Origin of the sequence: Guyparkeria sp. SCN-R1, from assembly GCF_003932495.1 — a bacterium.
Lineage (GTDB): Bacteria > Pseudomonadota > Gammaproteobacteria > Halothiobacillales > Halothiobacillaceae > Guyparkeria.
Genome location: NZ_QZMT01000009.1, coordinates 1 through 17,772, shown reverse-complemented (window position 1 = coordinate 17,772; position 17,772 = coordinate 1). Strand labels below are relative to the sequence as shown.

Annotated in this window: 11 protein-coding genes and 2 tRNA genes; 4 read left to right on the top strand and 9 right to left on the bottom strand. The window is 64.0% G+C overall.

What is annotated here, in order from left to right:
• Window positions 1–115 precede the first annotated feature (115 nt).
• The 5 genes from D5687_RS06485 to prlC all read right to left on the bottom strand — a co-directional run bounded on the left by D5687_RS06485 (window position 116) and on the right by prlC (window position 6,407).
• Window positions 116–1,780, bottom strand: a complete 1,665-nt coding sequence (locus D5687_RS06485; RefSeq protein WP_125198961.1) for a BCCT family transporter — start codon at window positions 1,778–1,780, stop codon at window positions 116–118.
• A gap of 57 nt (window positions 1,781–1,837) precedes the next feature.
• Window positions 1,838–2,254 carry a universal stress protein gene (locus D5687_RS06480; RefSeq protein WP_125198960.1) on the bottom strand — a complete coding sequence of 139 codons (417 nt, stop codon included), beginning with the start codon at window positions 2,252–2,254 and terminating at the stop codon, window positions 1,838–1,840.
• Window positions 2,255–2,570: 316 nt separating this feature from the next.
• Complete coding sequence (locus D5687_RS06475; protein WP_204742152.1) at window positions 2,571–3,281, bottom strand: tRNA (guanosine(46)-N(7))-methyltransferase TrmB; 711 nt, start codon at window positions 3,279–3,281, stop codon at window positions 2,571–2,573.
• On the bottom strand, window positions 3,274–4,350 hold the full coding sequence (locus D5687_RS06470) for an AI-2E family transporter (RefSeq protein ID WP_125198959.1): 1,077 nt from the start codon (window positions 4,348–4,350) through the stop codon (window positions 3,274–3,276). The genes D5687_RS06475 and D5687_RS06470 overlap by 8 nt, the downstream gene beginning before the upstream one ends.
• Window positions 4,347–6,407: an oligopeptidase A gene (gene prlC / locus D5687_RS06465; protein ID WP_125198958.1), complete on the bottom strand. Its 2,061-nt coding sequence runs from the start codon at window positions 6,405–6,407 to the stop codon at window positions 4,347–4,349. The genes D5687_RS06470 and prlC overlap by 4 nt, the downstream gene beginning before the upstream one ends.
• 293 nt (window positions 6,408–6,700) lie before the next feature.
• On the opposite strand from prlC, the gene D5687_RS06460 reads away from it, so the two are divergent.
• Both D5687_RS06460 and D5687_RS06455 read left to right on the top strand, forming a co-directional pair.
• Window positions 6,701–7,702 (top strand): efflux RND transporter periplasmic adaptor subunit, encoded by a 1,002-nt coding sequence (locus D5687_RS06460; protein ID WP_158611786.1) that lies wholly within the window; start codon window positions 6,701–6,703, stop codon window positions 7,700–7,702.
• Window positions 7,702–10,845, top strand: a complete 3,144-nt coding sequence (locus D5687_RS06455) for an efflux RND transporter permease subunit (protein ID WP_125198956.1) — start codon at window positions 7,702–7,704, stop codon at window positions 10,843–10,845. The genes D5687_RS06460 and D5687_RS06455 overlap by 1 nt, the downstream gene beginning before the upstream one ends.
• Window positions 10,846–10,896: 51 nt before the next feature.
• Here D5687_RS06455 and D5687_RS06450 read toward each other — a convergent pair.
• From D5687_RS06450 to metG, 3 genes are all read right to left on the bottom strand, one after another.
• Window positions 10,897–10,973, bottom strand: a tRNA-Met gene (locus tag D5687_RS06450).
• Between the two features lie 465 nt (window positions 10,974–11,438).
• Window positions 11,439–11,515, bottom strand: a tRNA-Met gene (locus D5687_RS06445).
• Between the two features lie 58 nt (window positions 11,516–11,573).
• A complete protein-coding gene (gene metG, locus D5687_RS06440) occupies window positions 11,574–13,628 on the bottom strand; it encodes a methionine--tRNA ligase (RefSeq protein ID WP_125198955.1) in 2,055 nt (684 codons plus the stop codon).
• 186 nt (window positions 13,629–13,814) lie between these two features.
• Between metG and D5687_RS06435 the strand changes: the two genes are divergently transcribed.
• Window positions 13,815–14,783, top strand: a complete 969-nt coding sequence (locus D5687_RS06435) for a glycosyltransferase family 9 protein (protein ID WP_125198954.1) — start codon at window positions 13,815–13,817, stop codon at window positions 14,781–14,783.
• On the top strand, window positions 14,780–15,889 hold the full coding sequence (locus D5687_RS06430; protein WP_125198953.1) for an FAD-binding protein: 1,110 nt from the start codon (window positions 14,780–14,782) through the stop codon (window positions 15,887–15,889). The genes D5687_RS06435 and D5687_RS06430 overlap by 4 nt, the downstream gene beginning before the upstream one ends.
• A 205-nt stretch (window positions 15,890–16,094) precedes the next feature.
• Here D5687_RS06430 and D5687_RS06425 read toward each other — a convergent pair whose 3' ends face one another.
• Entirely contained in the window at window positions 16,095–17,621 is a 1,527-nt protein-coding gene (locus tag D5687_RS06425; RefSeq protein WP_125198952.1) for a hypothetical protein, read from the bottom strand.
• Between the last annotated feature and the right edge of the window lie 151 nt (window positions 17,622–17,772).

Below are 17,772 nucleotides of genomic sequence, written 5' to 3'. Positions count from 1 at the left end.
GTTGGATGGGTGTCCAACTTTCAGGGGTCACTTCAGATTGGCCGCCTTTCTGGTTTTTGGGCTATGGATGACGGCCAGTTCCAGTTCGCCGTCAATAAGATCGGACCTCAGTCCATCATTTACCGCGGGGCTCGCTCATCAGTCCCTTGACGATGGCATAACAGCCCACCAGCAGGACCACCGTGAACGGCAGGCCCGCGGCGACGGCCGCGGACTGCAGTGCCGCGAGGCCGCCACCCACCAGCAGGGCGATCGCGATCGCGCCCTCGATCACGCCCCAGAACACACGCTGGGGTTTGGGGGCGTCGATCTTGCCGCCGGCGGTGATGGTGTCGATGACCAGCGAACCGGAATCCGACGAGGTCACGAAGAACACGATCACGAGCACGATGCCAATGAACGAGGTGATCTCGGCCAAGGGCAGCTGGCTCAGCACTTCGAAGAGCTGGACCGGCAGGTCGGAGTTCTTGGCGCCTTCAAAACCGTTCTTCAGCTGCTCGATGGCGGTGGTGCCGAAGGCGGTCATCCACAGCACCGACACGGTCGACGGCACGAGCAGCACGGCAGCCAGGAATTCACGCACCGTGCGACCGCGGGAGACCCGGGCAATGAACATGCCGACGAACGGCGACCAGCTGATCCACCAGGCCCAGTAGAACGTGGTCCAGCCCTGACTGAAGTTGGCGTCGTCGCGGGCGAACGGATTGGAAAGGAACGGCAGTTCGGTGACGTACGCGCCGAGGTTCTTGAAGAATCCGGTCGCGATCAGGAGCGTCGGGCCGACGAAGATCACGAACATCAGCAGCAGGAACGCCAGCACCATGTTGATCTCGGACAGCCGCTTCACGCCCTTGTCGACACCGGCCACGATGGACACGATGGCCACCGCCGTGATGCCGGTGATCAGCAGTACCAGCGTGGTCGTGCCGCCCGGTATGTCGAACAGGTGGCTCAGCCCGGCGGATGCCTGCTGGGCACCGATGCCAAGCGAGGTCGCCAGGCCGAAGAGGGTCGCGAATACCGCCAGGATATCGATCAGATGGCCCGGCCAGCCCCAGATGCGCTCGCCCAGCAGCGGGTAGAAAATCGAGCGGACCGTCAGCGGCAGCCCCTTGTTGTAGGCGAAGATCGCCAGCGACAGCGCCACGATGGCGTAGATCGCCCACGGGTGCAGGCCCCAATGAAAGATCGTGGCGGCCATACTGAGGGTGTAGGCTGCGGCGGGATTGTCGGCGGCCGCACCCAGCGGTGCCCAATCGGTCCGCAGGCCGTCTTCGCCCACGCTTGTGCCACCCAGCGCGGTGCCGTAGTGGGTAAGCGGTTCGGAGACGCCGTAGAACATCAGGCCGATGCCCATGCCCGCGGCGAACAACATCGAGAACCAGCCGAGGTAGCTGAAGTCGGGCGTGGCGTTGGCCCCACCGATGCGGATCTTGCCCAATGGCGTGACGATCAGGACGAGGCTCAGGACGACGAAGATGTTGGCCGCCAGCAGGAAGAACCAGGTCATGTTGTTGTTGATCCAGTTCTTGGCACCATCGAACCAAGCGGTCGACTGGTCGGGCAGGGCGAGTGTCAGCACGACGAACGCCAGGATGATCAGGGAGGAAAAGGCGAACACCGCGCCATGGATGTCGATGTTCACGCCCATCGGTGTGGCCTGGTAGTTGTCTTGCCCGATCTTGTAATCGGTGTCGATCAGGTTGGCTGCCCCTTCGGGTGCCGGGACGCCGACCGATTCGCTATGCGTGTCCGGTGCGTTATCGGGTTTGTTGTCCACGTGTGTCTCTCCGTCGGTTTCTGGTTGACCAGGTCAGTTCGTTTGATCGTCGGGCGTTCAGGGCCGAACGAGGAAGACCGAGACGTTCGAGTGCGCGGCGACCTTGCTGCCGTTGGCCGGCATGATCGCGTCGATGTGGTGCGGCAGGTGCGTGCCCATCACCACGAGATCGGCGCCGACGTCGTCGATGGCCTTGAGCAGGATGTCGTCCAGGTCGGTCACCGGGTCGTGACTGTTGTAGACGCGAGCCGTCGGGGCCTGGCCGTTGTCCGGCGCGTGCTCCCGGGCGAAGGCCATGAGCTTCTGCTCGTATTCCTCGGGGGTTCTGGCCACCGAGCTGGGCTGGGAGGTGGTGACACCCACGTAGCAGAGTTGGGCGTTGTAGTGGCGAGCCATGTCGGCTGCCACTGTCAGCGGCTTTTCCAGCGCGTCGAGGTGCGCGAGATCCACCGGGACCATTATCGATTGGTACATGCGATCGGCTCCTCCTGGAATTCCCATGAGTGCAGGCCCAATGGCCTGTTTCATGAACGAGACGTTAAATGGCCGCCACTACCCTTAATTGATTCTCTTTCGGCAGGGCGGCCTTCAAGACACGCCCGAGTATAGGCACAGGCCAAAAGCTCTGCGAACTCGGGGGGATTTCGTAACTGCCAGTGGACAGGGTAGCGGCCTTGTCAAATCTGTCCGCCATCAGGGGATACTGCATGCCAAAAAAATAGTATGGCTATTTGAAATGCCGTCCCGGCGGAGCCGCATGAAGCGTACGGTTTTTTGATAATCAAACGTTTTATTTATCGACGCTGATCAAACGCCATAACGGTTGACCACTTGCCCGGTATTTTCGCTCAAATAGCGTCATGGGCGGCTCGTCGGTCGGGATGGTCTCGATATGACTGGCTCGCCCATGGAACGCCAATGCCTGCGCCAGCTCCTCCAGGTAGATCCGCCAGTTGCTGCGTGACTCGATTCGCCCGCCCAGGGCGACGAAGGTTGGGAAAACCGGGTGGGCGTGAAATCGTCGCTTTAGATGTCGGGGTTTGGGTTCCGGGTTGGGATAGAGCAGGTAATGCTGAACTGGCTCCCAGCCATGTTCATGGGCCAGGCGCCAGAAATCGACCAGATCGGCCCGAATCAGCAGGCAGTTTGACGGGGTGTCCGCGCGTTGGCGCGATAACCGGTCGGCGGATCGGTCCACGCCCACGACCCAGTGATCCGGGTAGCGGTGAGCAAGCAGCCGGCTGCTGTCCCCCGTGCCGCAGCCCGAATCCAGTATCAATGGTCGTTCGATTGACGCCAGTCGGCCTGCAACGAAGTCGAATGCCTCGCGGTTGTACGCGGCGATCGGCTTTGCGAACGGTCGTTGCGCATGCCGGAGCAGTTGGCGTTCGAGGTCGTCGTGCGGTGCCGTCTGGCTCGAGGTGACCCGCCGCGATGGAGTGTCCACCACTGCGGATACACTGCCGGTCAGATTGGGCGTCGGCTCACCCGGTTCAGTCATCGGGGTTGGTCGCGGCAATCGGTTGGCGACGAACGCGATCACTCAACAGGATGCCCGCCCAGCGTGTCTGGGGGCTGGAGTCCAGCGCCAGCTTGGCGATCATGGTCAGCGGAACGGCAAGGAGCATTCCGATCGGCCCGAAGACCCAACCCCAGACCAGGAGCGAGATCAGCACGATTACCGGCGAAAGCCCGAGCGTGCGTCCGAGCAGACGGGGCTCGAGGATGCTGCCGATGGTGATGTTGACCACCAGGTACAACGTGCCGACCAGCAGGAGATCCAGCGGCGAGCCGCTGACTACCGTGACCAGCAGGGCGGGCACTGCGGCGATGAACGAGCCGATCGTGGGGATGAAGTTGAGCAGGCCGGCGAGAATGCCCCAGAGAATGGCGAAATCGATGCCTAGCCAACTCAAGCCAACGCCCACCAGCAGGCCGGTGAGCACACTGGCCCCGGTCTTGATCAACAGGTAGCGGTAGACCGAGCGCAGGAACCGACGCGTGCGTACGCGTGCCCGGCGGCGCCCCGGAAACGCCGCGGCCAGCTTGTGGGCCAGCGTACGCTCCTCGAGCAGCAGGAACATGAAGGCCAGCAGCACGAGCAAGGTGCTGGCCGTGAACTGGCCCAGACCCGTGGCGATGCCGGTGGCCGTGCCGGTGATGGTACTGGTCGCCGGCAACGGGATCTGGGCTGGCAGCAGTTCGGGCGGCGCGCCACGCTCGGCGAGCATCGTACGTATCTGTTCGAGCCAGCCGGCAAGCTTTGCCTGGTAGGCGGGTGCCTGATTGGCCAGACTCTCGGCCGCGCCCTGCAGGGCGAGGAAAAGCAGGAAGAAGGCGATGCCCACCAACGAGAACAGGAACAGGATCGAGACCAGGCCCGGCACGCCACGGCGCTGCATCCAGGCCATCGGCGGGGCGCTGATAATCGCGAGAAAGGCCGCCAGCAGGAACGGGGTCACGATGTGGCTGACGGTCTTCAGCCCGGCCAGCAGGATGAACACGGACGCCGCCCCAAGAAGCCACGCCAGGGCGCTCGGCTTGTGCGAGTGGGGGGCATCGAGTGTCATCGTGTCGCCCCCTCGGAGGTGGCAATGCCGTGCTGTTTCAGCAGCGGCTCGATGCTCGGTTCCCGACCGCGGAAGGCCTTGAACAAGGCCATCGGGTCTTCGCTGCCGCCGCGTTCGAGGACATGGACGAGGAAATCCGAGCCGGCGCGCTCGTTGAACACCCCGTCTTCCTCGAAGCGTGACCAGGCGTCCGCCGAGAGGACCTCGGCCCACTTGTAGCTGTAGTAACCCGCCGCGTAACCACCGGCGAAGATATGCGCGAAGCCGTGTTGGAAGCGGTTGTAGGCGGGCGGCTGGATCACGGCTACCGACTGGCGCACCTGATCGAGCGTGTCCTGGATGCGGGCACCGGTGGCCGGGTCGAAGTCCTGGTGCAGGAGCAGGTCGAACAGTGAGAATTCCAGTTGGCGAACGATCTGCATGCCGGCCTGGAACTGACGAGCGGTGCGCAGGCGATCGAACAGCTCGGCCGGCAGTGGCTCACCGGTATCAACGTGATGGGCGAACAGGTCGAGCGCCTCGCGCTCCCAGCACCAGTTCTCAAGAAACTGGCTGGGCAGCTCCACCGCATCCCAGGCGACCCCGCTGATCCCCGACACGCTGGCGGCGTCCACCTGGGTCAGCAGGTGGTGCAGGCCATGGCCGAACTCGTGGAACAGGGTGGTGACCTCGTCGTGGGTCAACAGGGCGGGATCGCCGCCCACCGGCGGGGTGAAATTGCAGGTCAGGAAGGCAGCTGGCTGCTGGATGCTCCCGTCCGGCAGTCGGCGCCGCTGGATCGCCCCCGCCATCCACGCGCCGCCGCGCTTGTGCGCCCGCGCGTACAGGTCCAGGTAGAAACGGCCGCGTGGCTTGCCCTCGCGGTCCTCGATTTCAAAGAAACGCACGTCCGGGTGCCAGGTCGGCACGTCGTCGCGTTCGCGTACCTGGATGCCGAACAGGCGCCCGACCACGGTAAACAGACCCTCGACGACCCGATCGGCGGGGAAGTAGGGCTTCAATTGCTCCTGGGAGATTGCGAAACGGGCCTCGCGCAGCTTCTCGCCGTAGAAGGCCAGGTCCCAAGGCTGCAATTCTGCTGGGCCGCCGATCTCCCGGGCGAAGGCCTGCAGGTCGGCGAGTTCCTGGCGCGCCTTGGGGACGGCCTGTTGGGCCAACTCCTGCAGGAATGCGAGCACCTCGGCCGGGTTGCCGGCCATCTTGGTTTCCAGAGAACGCTGCGCGTAATTGTCGAAACCGAGCAACTGCGCCAGTTCGTGGCGGATGGCGAGGATGCGATCCATGACCGGGCCGTTGTCCCACCGTCCGGCATGTGGTCCGACATCGGAGGCGCGCGTGACGAACGCCTCGTAGAGCGTCTCGCGCAGATCGCGGTCCTCGGCATGGGTCATGACCGCGATGAAGCTCGGCATGTCGAGCGTGATTCGCCAACCGGGTCGTTCGGCGCGTTCGGCTGCCGCACGGAACAGGGCACGAGACGATTCCGGCAATCCGGTCAGGCGCGACTCGTCCTCGATGTCCAGCGACCAGGCATTCGTGGCATCCAGCAGGTTGTTGGCAAAGCGCGTGCTCAACTGGGACAGCTCACTCTTGAGCGCCTTGAATCTTTCCTTCTCTGCTGGCTCCAGGTCGACCCCGGCGAGCTGGAAGTCGCGGATCGCGTTTTCCACCACTCGGCGCTCGGCAACGGATAGCGTCTGGAAATCGTCTCGCTCGCTGACCTCCCGGTAGGCCGCAAACAGGCGCTCGTTCTGCCCGAGGTCGGTCGAGTAGTCGGACAGCTTGGGCAGGCAGGCCTCGTAGGCCGCGCGCAGCTCCGGGGTGTTGACCACGGCATTGAGGTGGCTGACGGGGGACCAGGCACGGTCGATCCGGTCTTCCAGTGTCTCCATCGGGGCGACGAAGTTCTCCCAGGTGAACGGGGCGTCCTGTTCCAGGCGCTCGGCAATGGCGGCCCGATTCTCGCTGAGGATGCGGTCGATGGCCGGTTCGACGTGGTCCGGCAGGATGCGATCGAAGGCCGGAAGATCCGGGGTATCCAGCAAGGGATTGGACATGCGTGACTCTCGACGAATGATTTTGCGATTGGCCGCTCAGATTAGCATTTTTGCCCGATCGCCCGGCCGGTGCATGGCATGTGACCGGGGATGCGACTACGCTGAATGCGTTTTCGTGAATTCATTCAAGCCGTCTCCGTTGAAGGCCGAAACAATTCCGTTCCACCGTTGGACCCACTACCGAAATGAATCCTTGTTCTCGTTTCCCACGCGCCGTTGTTCACTCCCTTGGTCTTGTCATGGCGAGTGTGGTGTTTGCGTCCGGCTTCGCCGTGGCGGCCGAGGGTCCCCGCGTGGTGACCGAAACAGCCGAGCCGACCGAGATCATCGAGTTGGTGTCACTTGATGGCACGGTCAGCAGCCTTCACACGGCGGCGCTGTCGGTGGAAATCGCCGGATTGGTCGATGCCGTCCTGGTCGAAACCGGTGACCGGGTCACGGCCGGTACGCCACTGTTCGAACTGGATGACGAATTGGAGCGTTTGTCCGTGACGAGCCTCGAGGCCGAGCGGCGTGAGGCGGTCGCGGCTCGTCAGGAAGCGGCTCGGCGTCTTGAGGAGGCGAGATCGGTCGGGGCCGGTCGCAATATCCCCGAGACCGAGGTTCAGGCCCGGGCCAGTGCGGTTCGGCAGACGGAGGCCCGGGTGGCACGGCTGACCGCAAATCTCGAAAGCGGTCGGGCGCGGCTGGATCGGCATCGCCTGGTTGCCCCGTTCGAAGGCGTGGTGACCGAACGGCACGCCGAACGGGGTGAATGGGTCGACCCGGGAGAGGCATTGGTCAATCTGGTCGATCGAGAAGAGCTGCGCCTCGATTACCCCGTTCCTCAGCGGTATTACCCGCTGCTCGGTGAGAATGCGATGCTCGAATATCGCGTCGATGGCTCGTCCATGGACTGGCGGTCTGCCGAGATCGCCACCGTGGTGCCGGTCACCGACCCGACCTCGCGGACTTTCCTGCTGCGGGGACAAGTGACCGAGACCATGGCATTGCTGCCCGGCATGGCAGTGGAAGGACGCCTGCGGTTGCCGACCGGCCGTGAGGGCCTGACCGTCGCACGGGATGCCGTGCAGCGCTATCCGGACGGGCGTACCACCGTGTGGGTGCTCGACGCCGACGCCGAGCGGACGGTGGCCGAGCGGCAGGTCGAACTGGCCGAGGGCTTCGATGACCGCGTGGTCGTGACCAAGGGGCTTGATGCGGGCGCCCAAGTGATCGTGCGGGGTAACGAGGTGCTGGAAGCGGGCATGGAAGTGCGCATCGATGACCGCGATGCCGAGGGGGAGGCCGACTGATGTTCGCTGCGGTTGTCCGTCACGGCACCCTGGTCACCGTCGTCACCTTGATCATGGCCATTCTCGGGGCGGTCGCCGCTTTGCGGATTCCCGTGCAGATGATCCCGGATCTCGATGTCCGCACCATCACCGTCGAAACCCGCTGGCCGGGCGCGACGCCACAGGACATCGAGAAGGACATCCTGATCGAGCAGGAACGGTACCTGCGCAACATCCCGGGCTTGGCGGAACTCAATGCCACCGCCACCAGTGATGCGGCGGAGATCGAGCTGGAGTTTCCCTTCGGCACCGACATCACCGAGGCGCTGATCGAGGTCAACAATGCCCTGAGCCAGGTGCCCGATTACCCGCGTAATGTCGACGAGCCGCGCATCGCGGCCACCTCGTTTTCCTCCAATGCCTTCATGTACTTCCGGGTCGCGACGTTGCCGGATAACCCGCGCGGTCTGGACATCGATCTGATGCGTGACTTCGTCTATGACGAGGTCCGGCCGCGCATGGAAAGCGTGCCTGGGGTCTCGGAGATCACCATGCGTGGCGGCGCCGAGCGGCAGATGCAGATTCACGTCGACGAACGGCAGCTTGCGCGACGGGGACTGACCCTGATCGATCTGCGTGATGCCATCCGCGCGCGCAACCAGGACATTTCCGGCGGGGAGGTGGATGCGGGCAAACGACGGTATCTGTTGCGCACGGTGGGCCGTTTTGCCAGTGCCGAGGAGCTGGAGCAACTGGTGATCACCCGGCGTGGCGATGCGGTGATCCGCCTGGGCGACGTGGCCGAGGTCGAGCAGGGCGGCTCGCGTCAGCGTTCGCTGGCCTTCACCAATGGTCAGAAGGTCATCGGGTTGCAGGTACGGCGCGAGAGTGGCTCGAACGTCATCGATATCAAGTACGCGATGATCGAGGAGGTCGAGCGCATCAACGAGGAGGTGCTCGAGCCGGCCGGGATGGTCCTGGAACTCAACACCGACGACGCACGCTACGTGCAGGCCTCGGTCAAGAACGTCTGGACCAACCTGGGACTGGGTGCGGCGTTCGCCACCCTGGTGATGTTCCTGTTCCTGAGGTCGACCCGCGCGACCCTGGTCGGTGTGATCGGGATTCCATTGTGTGCCATCGCCGCGTTCCTCGGGCTGCTGATAACCGGGCGGACAATCAACGTGATTTCGCTCGCCGGTGTCGCCTTCGCCATCGGCATGACCGTCGACAACAGTATCGTGGTGCTCGAGAACATCGAGCGCTTGCGTCGGCGCGGCATGGCCCGACTGGAATCCGCGGTCGAGGGAGTGCGGGAAGTCTGGCCGGCGGTGCTGGCCTCGACGGCGACCACGGTATTGGTCTTCCTGCCGATCCTGTTTATCCAGGAAGAAGCGGGTCAGTTGTACTCGGACGTGGCCATTGCGATCGCCGCGGCGATCGTTGCCTCGATGCTGGTGGCGGTCATGCTGATCCCCACCCTAAGTGCGCATCTTGATTTCGGGCGCTCGGGGCGGGAGGGCGACCGGACGCCCGGTTGGGCGCGTGCGGTCGAGACCGGGGTGAAGGGGATGATCGGGTCACGGCCACGCCGCTGGTTGACCATGGCCGTGATGCTGGCAGGCAGTGTCTCGATCGTGGTGTTTCTCACCCCGCCGGCGGCATATCTTCCCGAGGGGGAGGAACCCAAGACTTTCGCGGTCATGAACGCCCCGCCGGGCTACAACCTCGACGAGATGGCCCGTATTGCGGAGGAGGTCGAGGCGCACCTGCTGCCGGCGGTGGACGCCGACCCCGGTGCTTTCGAGCGCGGCGACACACCGGTACCGCCGATCCGGAACCTGGTGATGCAGGTCCAGCCCACTCAGATCCGGGTGATCTCGGAGACGATTGATCCCGATCACATCGGACCGTTGATGGACGAGATCACCCGGTTCTACGAGCAGTACCCGGGGATGCGGGCATTTGCGGCCAAGGGATCGATCATCTCGAGCAACGATGGCGGCACCCGCAGCATCTCGCTGGATATCGCCGGATCCGATCTGGCCGATATCTACGAGGTCGCGAATCGTGCGTATGAACGGGCCGAAGTCATCTTCGACAACCCCCGCATTCAGACGCGACCGTCGACACTGGAACTCGCCCAGCCGCTGGTCGAGATCCGCCCCGACTGGGACCGGGCAGCAGAACTGGGGTTGAGCATGGACGCGATCGGTTTTTCGGTCTCCGCGCTCACCGAGGGCGCCTACGTCGACGACTTCTTCCTCGACGACGACAAGATCGACATCTATCTCTACGGGGCGGGCGGGCGTGATCCGCGCCTGGCTCGACTCGACGAGATCCTGCTGAAAAGTCCGCAGGGAGCGAGCCTGCCGCTGTCATCGGTGGCTCGCATCGACACCCGGGTGGATACGAGCATCGTTCGACGGGTGGATGGCAAGCGGATGGTGACCCTGGACATCATCCCGCCGGAGTCCGTGGCCCTGGAAGCCGGGGTTGAGCAAGTGCGCGAGGAACTGGTTGGCGAGATGCGTGACGCGGGCGAGATCCCAGCGGGTGTCAGCCTGTCAATCTCCGGGGCCTCCGACCAGCTCAATGCCACCCGCGAGGCCCTTTCCGGCAACTTTGTCATCGCTCTGGCGATCATCTACCTGTTACTGGTGGCGATCTTCACGCACTGGCGCTACCCGTTGCTGATCATGACCGCCATTCCGCTAGGTATCGCCGGCGGGATTGCCGGGCTGGCGTTGATGAACCTGGTGGGCGGCCTGCTTCCGTTGATCGGTGTGAAGGCCATCAGTCAGCCGTTCGACATGATCACCATGCTCGGCTTTCTCATCCTGATGGGCACGGTGGTCAACAACCCCATCCTGCTGGTCGAGCAGGCGCGGCGGAGCTTCGCCGAGGGGCGTGATGCGGTTCAGGTGGTGATGGACGCCGTCGCGGTGCGATTGCGCCCGATCGTGATGACCACCCTGACCACCATCAGCGGGCTCTCGCCGCTGGTGCTGATCCCGGGGGAGGGGACCGAGCTCTATCGCGGGGTCGGGGCGATTGTGATGTTTGGTCTGCTGGGCGCGACCATCGTGACCCTGACGTTCCTGCCCGCCCTGACGGCGAGCGTGCTCGGGGTGGCCCAGCGGCGGCGGGCACGGGTGGCCTGACACGGCACAAACAAAAAGCCCCGAGGGCGATGCCCCGGGGCTTTTTCGATCTGGTTGCGGGAGCAGGATTCGAACCTGCGACCTTCGGGTTATGAGCCCGACGAGCTACCGGACTGCTCCATCCCGCGTCTGGTATGGCGCGCATTGTACGCAGCCCCGCAATGCTGTCAAGGGAAGGTCTGCACGAATGTGATATCACTCTGGCTCGGCGAGTCGTTCGTGATCCAGGCGCGGCGTCACCGGCGTGCCGGTGGCCACGTCAAGACAGCGCAACGCGGAGCACGGGCGACTCGCTAAGCCCCGCTGGGCGCGCCTTGAGCCGGACATCTGCTGCGTCGCGAGGTCCGTCCTTGGACCTCGCCCTTCGGGCCGGCTCGCGCCGGCCGGATCGGCGTTCTGCCGATCCGGTTTCGTCCTTGGAAAGAGAATGACTCTTCCGCGGCGGACGAGCGCCGTGCATCTGCCCGGCTCAAGGCGCGCAGAGCGGTATGCCATTCGTGCAGACCTTCCCAAGGGAAACCCCGCACGAATCTGGCGTAATGCACTGGGCATGAAAAAAGCCCCGAGGCCAGGCCCCGGGGCTTTTTAGAATCTGGTTGCGGGAGCAGGATTCGAACCTGCGACCTTCGGGTTATGAGCCCGACGAGCTACCGGACTGCTCCATCCCGCGAGACGCATTATACACAATTCGGGGTCGGCGTCACGAACTCGTTACCTTGTCATCCGCGTTACTTCACGCGGGTGCCCGGCGTGGCACCTTCGTCGGGCGCCAAGATGTGCAGGTCTGAGCCGCCGGAACCTGCGGCCAGCACCATGCCTTCTGAGACACCGAACTTCATCTTGCGCGGGGCCAGGTTGGCCACCATCACGGTATGCCGCCCGACCAGCGAGGCGGGATCGTAGGCGGCCTTGATGCCGGCGAACACCTGACGGGGCTTGTCCTCGCCAATATCCAGCGACAGGCGCAGCAGCTTGTCGGCCCCCTCGACGTGGTCGGCCTCGAGAATCTTCGCAATACGCAGATCGACGCTCATGAATTGATTGATGTCGACGGTCTCGGCGATCGGCTCGATCTCGCGCTTCTCGACCTTCTCCTTCGTGGCGTTTTCACCGGCCTTGGTCTTGGCCTCGTCGGCCGCGTCCTGCTTGGCCGCCTCGAGCAGTGCCTCGAGCGAGGATTCCTCGATCCGCTGCATCATGGGCTTGAACTTGTTGACCGGGTGATCGAGCAGCGGCTCGTTCAGTCCCTGCCAGGTCAATGCCTCCACATTGAGGAAGTCGGCCGCCTTGGCGGAAAGCTTGGGCAGCACCGGCGAGAGGTAGGTCATCAGCACGGCGAAGGCATTGATCCCATCGGTGCAGATCGACTGGACTTCGGCACGGGTGGCTTCGTCCTTGGCAAGCACCCAGGGCTTGCGCTCGTCGATGTACTGGTTGGCCCGGTCGGCCAGCGCCATGATCTCGCGCATCGCCGCCGAGTATTCGCGGCGCTCGTAGCGCTGGGCGATGCCGGCGGCGGCCTGCGTCATCTCGCGGTGGAGTTCCGGGCGCTCCAGTTCCGCAGCCAGCCGGCCGTCAAAATGCTTCTTGATAAAGCCCGCGCAGCGGCTGGCGATATTGACCACCTTGCCGACCAGATCCGCATTGACGCGGTAGCGGAAGTCCTCGAGGTTGAGGTCAATGTCGTCGATGCCCGAACCGAGCTTGGCGGCGAAATAGTAGCGCAGGGCCTCTGGGTCGAGGTGTTCGAGGTAGGTCTTGGCCTTGATGAAGGTGCCACGTGACTTGCTCATCTTCTCGCCGTTCAGGGTGAGAAAGCCGTGGGCGTGGATCGCATCTGGGGTGCGCATGCCTGCGCCCATCAGGGTCGCCGGCCAGAACAGGGTGTGGAAGTAGGCGATGTCCTTGCCGATGAAGTGCACCAGCTCGGTGTCGGCATCTTTGCCCCAGAATTGGTCGAAGTCCAAGCCCTCGCGGCGCGCCAGTTCGATGAACGAGCCGATGTAGCCGATCGGTGCGTCCAGCCAGACGTAGAAGAACTTGCCCGGGGCGCCCGGGATCTCGAAGCCGAAGTAGGGGGCGTCGCGCGAGATATCCCAGGATTGCAGGCCGGATTCGAACCACTCGTTGAGCTTGGCCTTGATGGAGGGCTGGACTTGCGCGTCGTCGAGCCAGGCCTTGAGCCGGTCGCCGATCTTGGGCAGGTCGAAGAAGTAGTGCTCGGAGTCGCGCTCGACCGGGGTGGTCCCAGAGAGTACCGACTTCGGGTGCTTCAGCTCGGTAGGCGAGTAGGTCGCGCCGCAGGCCTCGCAGTTGTCGCCATACTGATCATCCGCCCCGCACTTCGGGCAGGTGCCCTTGATGAACCGGTCCGGGAGGAACATCTGTTCGGTCTCGTCAAAGGCCTGCTTGATGGTCTTGCGACTGATCAGGCCGGCGGCATCCAGCTTGCCGAAGATTTCCTCGGCCATCTTGCGGTTGTCGTCGGTATGCGTGCTGCCGAAATTGTCGAAACCGATGCCGAATCCCTGGAAATCCGCCTCGTGCAGCTGGTGGATCTTGGCGATCAGTTCCTCGGGCGTCATGCCTTCCTGCTTGGCGCGCAGCATGATCGGCGTGCCGTGGGTGTCATCGGCACAGACGTAGCGGCACTCGTTGCCGAACAGCTTCTGTGCACGCACCCAGATGTCGGTCTGGATCGTCTCGATGATATGCCCGAGGTGTAACGGACCGTTGGCGTAGGGCAGGGCAGAGGTGACGAGAATCCGGCGTTGTTTGTCCATGCGAGAGCGCTGTCTTGAAATGAGGGTTGTCGGACCGGTAGTCGGTGCCCCGGAGGGCCCGCCCCGGAGGCGGCATTGCTGACGATTGGTTATTCAGGGCGCGGCAGTTTAGCATGCAGCGACGTTGCCAGATTCCGGTGCCGTACCACCGAAAACCCGCCCATTCTCGTCAGGACGCCCGAGTGCATGCGTATTGCGATTGTCGCCCCTGACCTCCCGGACGAGGTCATCCCTACCTTTCCCGCCCTGACCGATGCGGTCCGCGCCCGGCCGGGACTCAAGTTCAGCGTGATTACCGGCCCAGAGGCGGCCGGCTGGTTCCGCCGTCACCCGGATGTCGACGAGGTCGTGGTGTTCGACGGTACGGTGTTGCTCGCATCGGGCTGGACGCCGGCGGGCTGGCGGGCTAGTCGTGCCTGGAAAGACACCTTGCGCGCGCACCCGCAACTGGAGCAGGTCGAGTACGTGATCGACCCGTTCGGTCGCCCCGAAACCCTGGCGATGGCAAAGCGCGTCCCCGCCACCTCAGTGGGTATCGCCCGACCGACCAAAGGGCGACTGCCGAGACGGCAACCCTACGATTCACAATACCCGGTGCCGGATGACCTGCATCGGGTGCAGGCTGTGCGCGTGCTGTTCGCCGCGGTACTGGAGTATTCGCTGCACGATCTCAACCCGGATTACGGGCTGTCGATCGAGGCCGAGCCGGTGGTCACCGACCTGTTGGTCGACACCCGCGGGCTGCCTTTTGACGACGCGGGCATCGAGTTGATCCGACGCCGTCTCGGCGAAACCGGGGTGAGCCTGGATGATGTCTCGGCCCATCCCCCCGCCGACATGGAGGAATGGCAACGCCGGCTGACGCAGAGCCGTTACGTGCTGGTCGGGAACAATCGTTGCGGCTGGCTCGCGGCCGCACTCGGCATCCCCGGGGTCTGCGTCTGTCGTGATGGCGAGGCCAAGCATGAGGGCGTGATCACCACACGGCGCTCGCGGCAGAAGTTGATCAACGTCGATCATCCGCCGATGAACCAGCCGGAGATCGTGGTGGAATCGATCATCCAGGTCATCACGCAAGGCAAGGCGCCGATCGAGCTGCCGGAAGAGCCGTCGTCCAGCCCGGAAGGCGTCGAGGTCACACCCGAACGCCCATGAAATCGACCAGCATGGGGACCGAGACACAGACGGGTGCTGCCGAACGGCCGGCCTTTGAATGGGTCGACGATGCCTCCCTGCCGAACACCCTTCGGTTGCCGGCCAAGGCCGAGCGCATGCTCGTGCTCAATGACGTCTCCGAGGCCACACTGGCCACTCCCCAGGTGGCCGGCTGGCTGGCCGATCCCGACACCCGGGTCGCCGCCGGCGGCTCGAACGTTGTCTTCGCCACGCCACGAATCGCTAAAGCCGCGATCATCACCGCGACCGATTGGTCGGCCGTGCCCACGGATGCCGGCGCGATCGAGTTGTCCGTAGAGGCGGGCATGGGATTGGACGCGCTTGTGCGGGCCACTGCCGGGCGTGGCTGGTTCGGACTGGAGGCGCTTGCCGAAATACCCGGCACGGTCGGTGCGGCCCCGATGCAGAACGTCGGGGCGTACGGAACGGAAATCGCCGACCGGACGCGTTGGGTCGAGGTGTGGGATCGTCGGGAACGACGTATCGAACGATTCGCTCGTAACGCCTGTGACTTTTCCTATCGCAGCAGTCGCTTCAAGCGCGAACCGGACCGCTGGCTGATCCTGAGGGTCGGGCTGCGCCTGTCGGCAACGCCACCGGCTGACTGGCCGCCCGTGGCCTATCCGGGGGTGGACAAGGCCGTGGCCGACTGGAGTGCACGGACCGGCCGGGCGCGCTCGGCGATGTCACCGGCGGAGTACGCGGATGTGATCACCACGGTTCGCCTGGCCAAGCTGCCCGACTGGCGCGGTGGGTGGCCCGGCAGTGCCGGCAGTTTCTTTCACAACCCGGTCGTGGCGCCGGAAGTGGCCGCGCGCTTGTCGCGGCGCTGGCCGGACATGCCGCGTTTCGATGCCCCGGGTGGGGTGAAGATCCCCGCTGGGTGGTTGATCGAAACGGCGGGCCTGAAGGGTCGTCGCGAGGGAGCGGTAGCCGTGTCATCACGGCATGCCTTGGTGCTCGAGCACCACGGTGGGGCGAGCGGCGCGGAATTTCTCCGTTTTGCCGAGTCGGTGCGTGACCGGGTAGAAGACGAGACGGGTATTCGTCTGGTGGTGGAGCCGGAGTGTGTCACCGATCGATAGGAGTTCTCCATGGTGTTGACAAGGCCGAGGCGTGTAAGCCATGTGACATGGAGATCATGCCGCCGCATACCACCGGGGAGGCGCAAAAGCGCCTGAGCGAGGGCTACGAGTGCAACGACTGGTACTTCTCGAGAAGTCGCTCTAAGGCGGCGACGCCAAAACCTGAACATCACGACCCCGGACAATCTCCGGGGTTTTGGGATGATTAATCGTTGCCCTTGCCGTGTTTGCGGGCAATCTCGGCGTCGAGGAGGGCGTCGATGTCGTCGAGATCAAATTCTTGATCCTTGCCGTCGTCCTTGTCGTTTTCGTCTTCCTTGGGGATCTCGACATCATCGAGATCGATCACGCCGTTCTCACCTTCTTCTTGCCCATCATCGCACCTTTCGTCTTGCCGCGATTCGGTCTCTTCGGGTGACGCCGAGGTTTCGCCCGGGACTTGCGGCTCATCCGGCCGGGCGCTGGCAATCTCCTGGTCCTCACCGTCGATGGAGGAAGGGGACGTTTCCTTCTCGCCTGGTTGGCCTTCACCCGAGGGTTGGGCGACTTCCTCGTCTGGACCGGTCGTTTCCGCCTCGTCGGCCCGAGTGGGCCCGTCGATGCGTTGCGACTCGGGGGGCTCGGGTTGAGCTCCGGGTTGTGTTTTGGCGGCCGACTCGATCAGTTCATCCAGGTCGTCGCTATTCGCGACCGTGTTGTCCGGCTCTGCCGTGGAGTCGATACCTTGCTCCTCGGCTTGGACGTCAGTTAGCTCGTCGGTGGTTTGTTCCGCGGTCCGCTCATCCGTTTCGGCGTCGTCTGCCGTGTCCGTCCCGGTGGTGGCCTGTGCCTCGGCGGTGGCTTGCTCTTCACGTTCCCTCGACGCGGCCTCCATCGCCTCGGTCTTCTCGTTCGAAACGCCCTCGGCTGCCATGGCGGCGGCCATCTCGTCTTCAGCAGAGAGATCAGGGGTGTCGGCGTCCGTATCGGTTTCCTCGACCGGTTGGGCCCCCGTGGCAGCCGGACTGTCCTCGCCCGCAGCGGGAGATGGTTCGCTCTCCTCTGCAGGCGTCGACGGGGTGGCAACCAGATCCTCGGTGAACACCTCGTCGGCACGGCTCTTGGCGGTTTCGCAATCCGCCCCGGCATCCATCTCCTGGACCATGACGATGGCCTTGAGCACCGTGGCGACACGCGGCTCGTTGTTGTAGTCAAACTTGCGGCCGTACTCCCGCACCATGACATTGACCGTTTCCAGGCTCTCCGCGAGATGCTTGGCCTGTCGGTCACGTTGGTCGCGCAGTTCCTCGATGTCTTTTTCGAGCTCGGCGAGCCGTGGATCGTCACCCTCGCTTTGTTCGGCCTGGGCACGGGCCAGGGTCAACAACTGGTCCAGGTCGGCCTGCCGCACCTGCAGGAAACGCCGGGCGACTGCCGCCAGCTCGTATCGTTTGGGTTCAAGCCAGGGCTCGACCATCGCCTCGACGGCATCGAGGCTGCGTTCGGCATAGCTCTCGCGCTGCTCGTCATCGATCGTCAGTTCGGGCCACGTGCGCTGGATCTGGCGGTCGAGCATCTCCTCGGAGGCGCGCATGATCGGGGCGCGATCGTCCAGCAGACGTTCGGCGGCCCCGGTATGCCGTCGCTGCCCCCGCCAGACCAGGATGGCGAGGATCAGTGAGATCACGATGAATCCCGCCAGCAATTCGGTGGCGATGATGGCCCAGTCTGAACTCAGGAAGTAATCGAGCATGTGTCCGTGTTCCGTGATGTATCGATTGTGCGTGATGGTCGACGGGTTCAGTTCCGCGCGGCCTCAATCAGTTGACGACGCTGTCGTCGGGAAAGGTGAATCGCCCCGACTTTCCTAGACACCTCAAGAGCCTCACAATGAGGGTTCCGAG

Bases quoted from the DNA above. Each gene is read 5' to 3' on its own strand.
- D5687_RS06480 (WP_125198960.1), bottom strand. From the start codon at position 2,254: ATGTACCAATCGATAATGGTCCCGGTGGATCTCGCGCACCTCGACGCG.
- D5687_RS06475 (WP_204742152.1), bottom strand. From the start codon at position 3,281: ATGACTGAACCGGGTGAGCCGACGCCCAATCTGACCGGCAGTGTATCC.
- D5687_RS06470 (WP_125198959.1), bottom strand. From the start codon at position 4,350: ATGACACTCGATGCCCCCCACTCGCACAAGCCGAGCGCCCTGGCGTGG.
- prlC (WP_125198958.1), bottom strand. From the start codon at position 6,407: ATGTCCAATCCCTTGCTGGATACCCCGGATCTTCCGGCCTTCGATCGC.
- D5687_RS06455 (WP_125198956.1), top strand. From the start codon at position 7,702: ATGTTCGCTGCGGTTGTCCGTCACGGCACCCTGGTCACCGTCGTCACC.
- metG (WP_125198955.1), bottom strand. From the start codon at position 13,628: ATGGACAAACAACGCCGGATTCTCGTCACCTCTGCCCTGCCCTACGCC.
- D5687_RS06435 (WP_125198954.1), top strand. From the start codon at position 13,815: ATGCGTATTGCGATTGTCGCCCCTGACCTCCCGGACGAGGTCATCCCT.
- D5687_RS06430 (WP_125198953.1), top strand. From the start codon at position 14,780: ATGAAATCGACCAGCATGGGGACCGAGACACAGACGGGTGCTGCCGAA.
- D5687_RS06425 (WP_125198952.1), bottom strand. From the start codon at position 17,621: ATGCTCGATTACTTCCTGAGTTCAGACTGGGCCATCATCGCCACCGAA.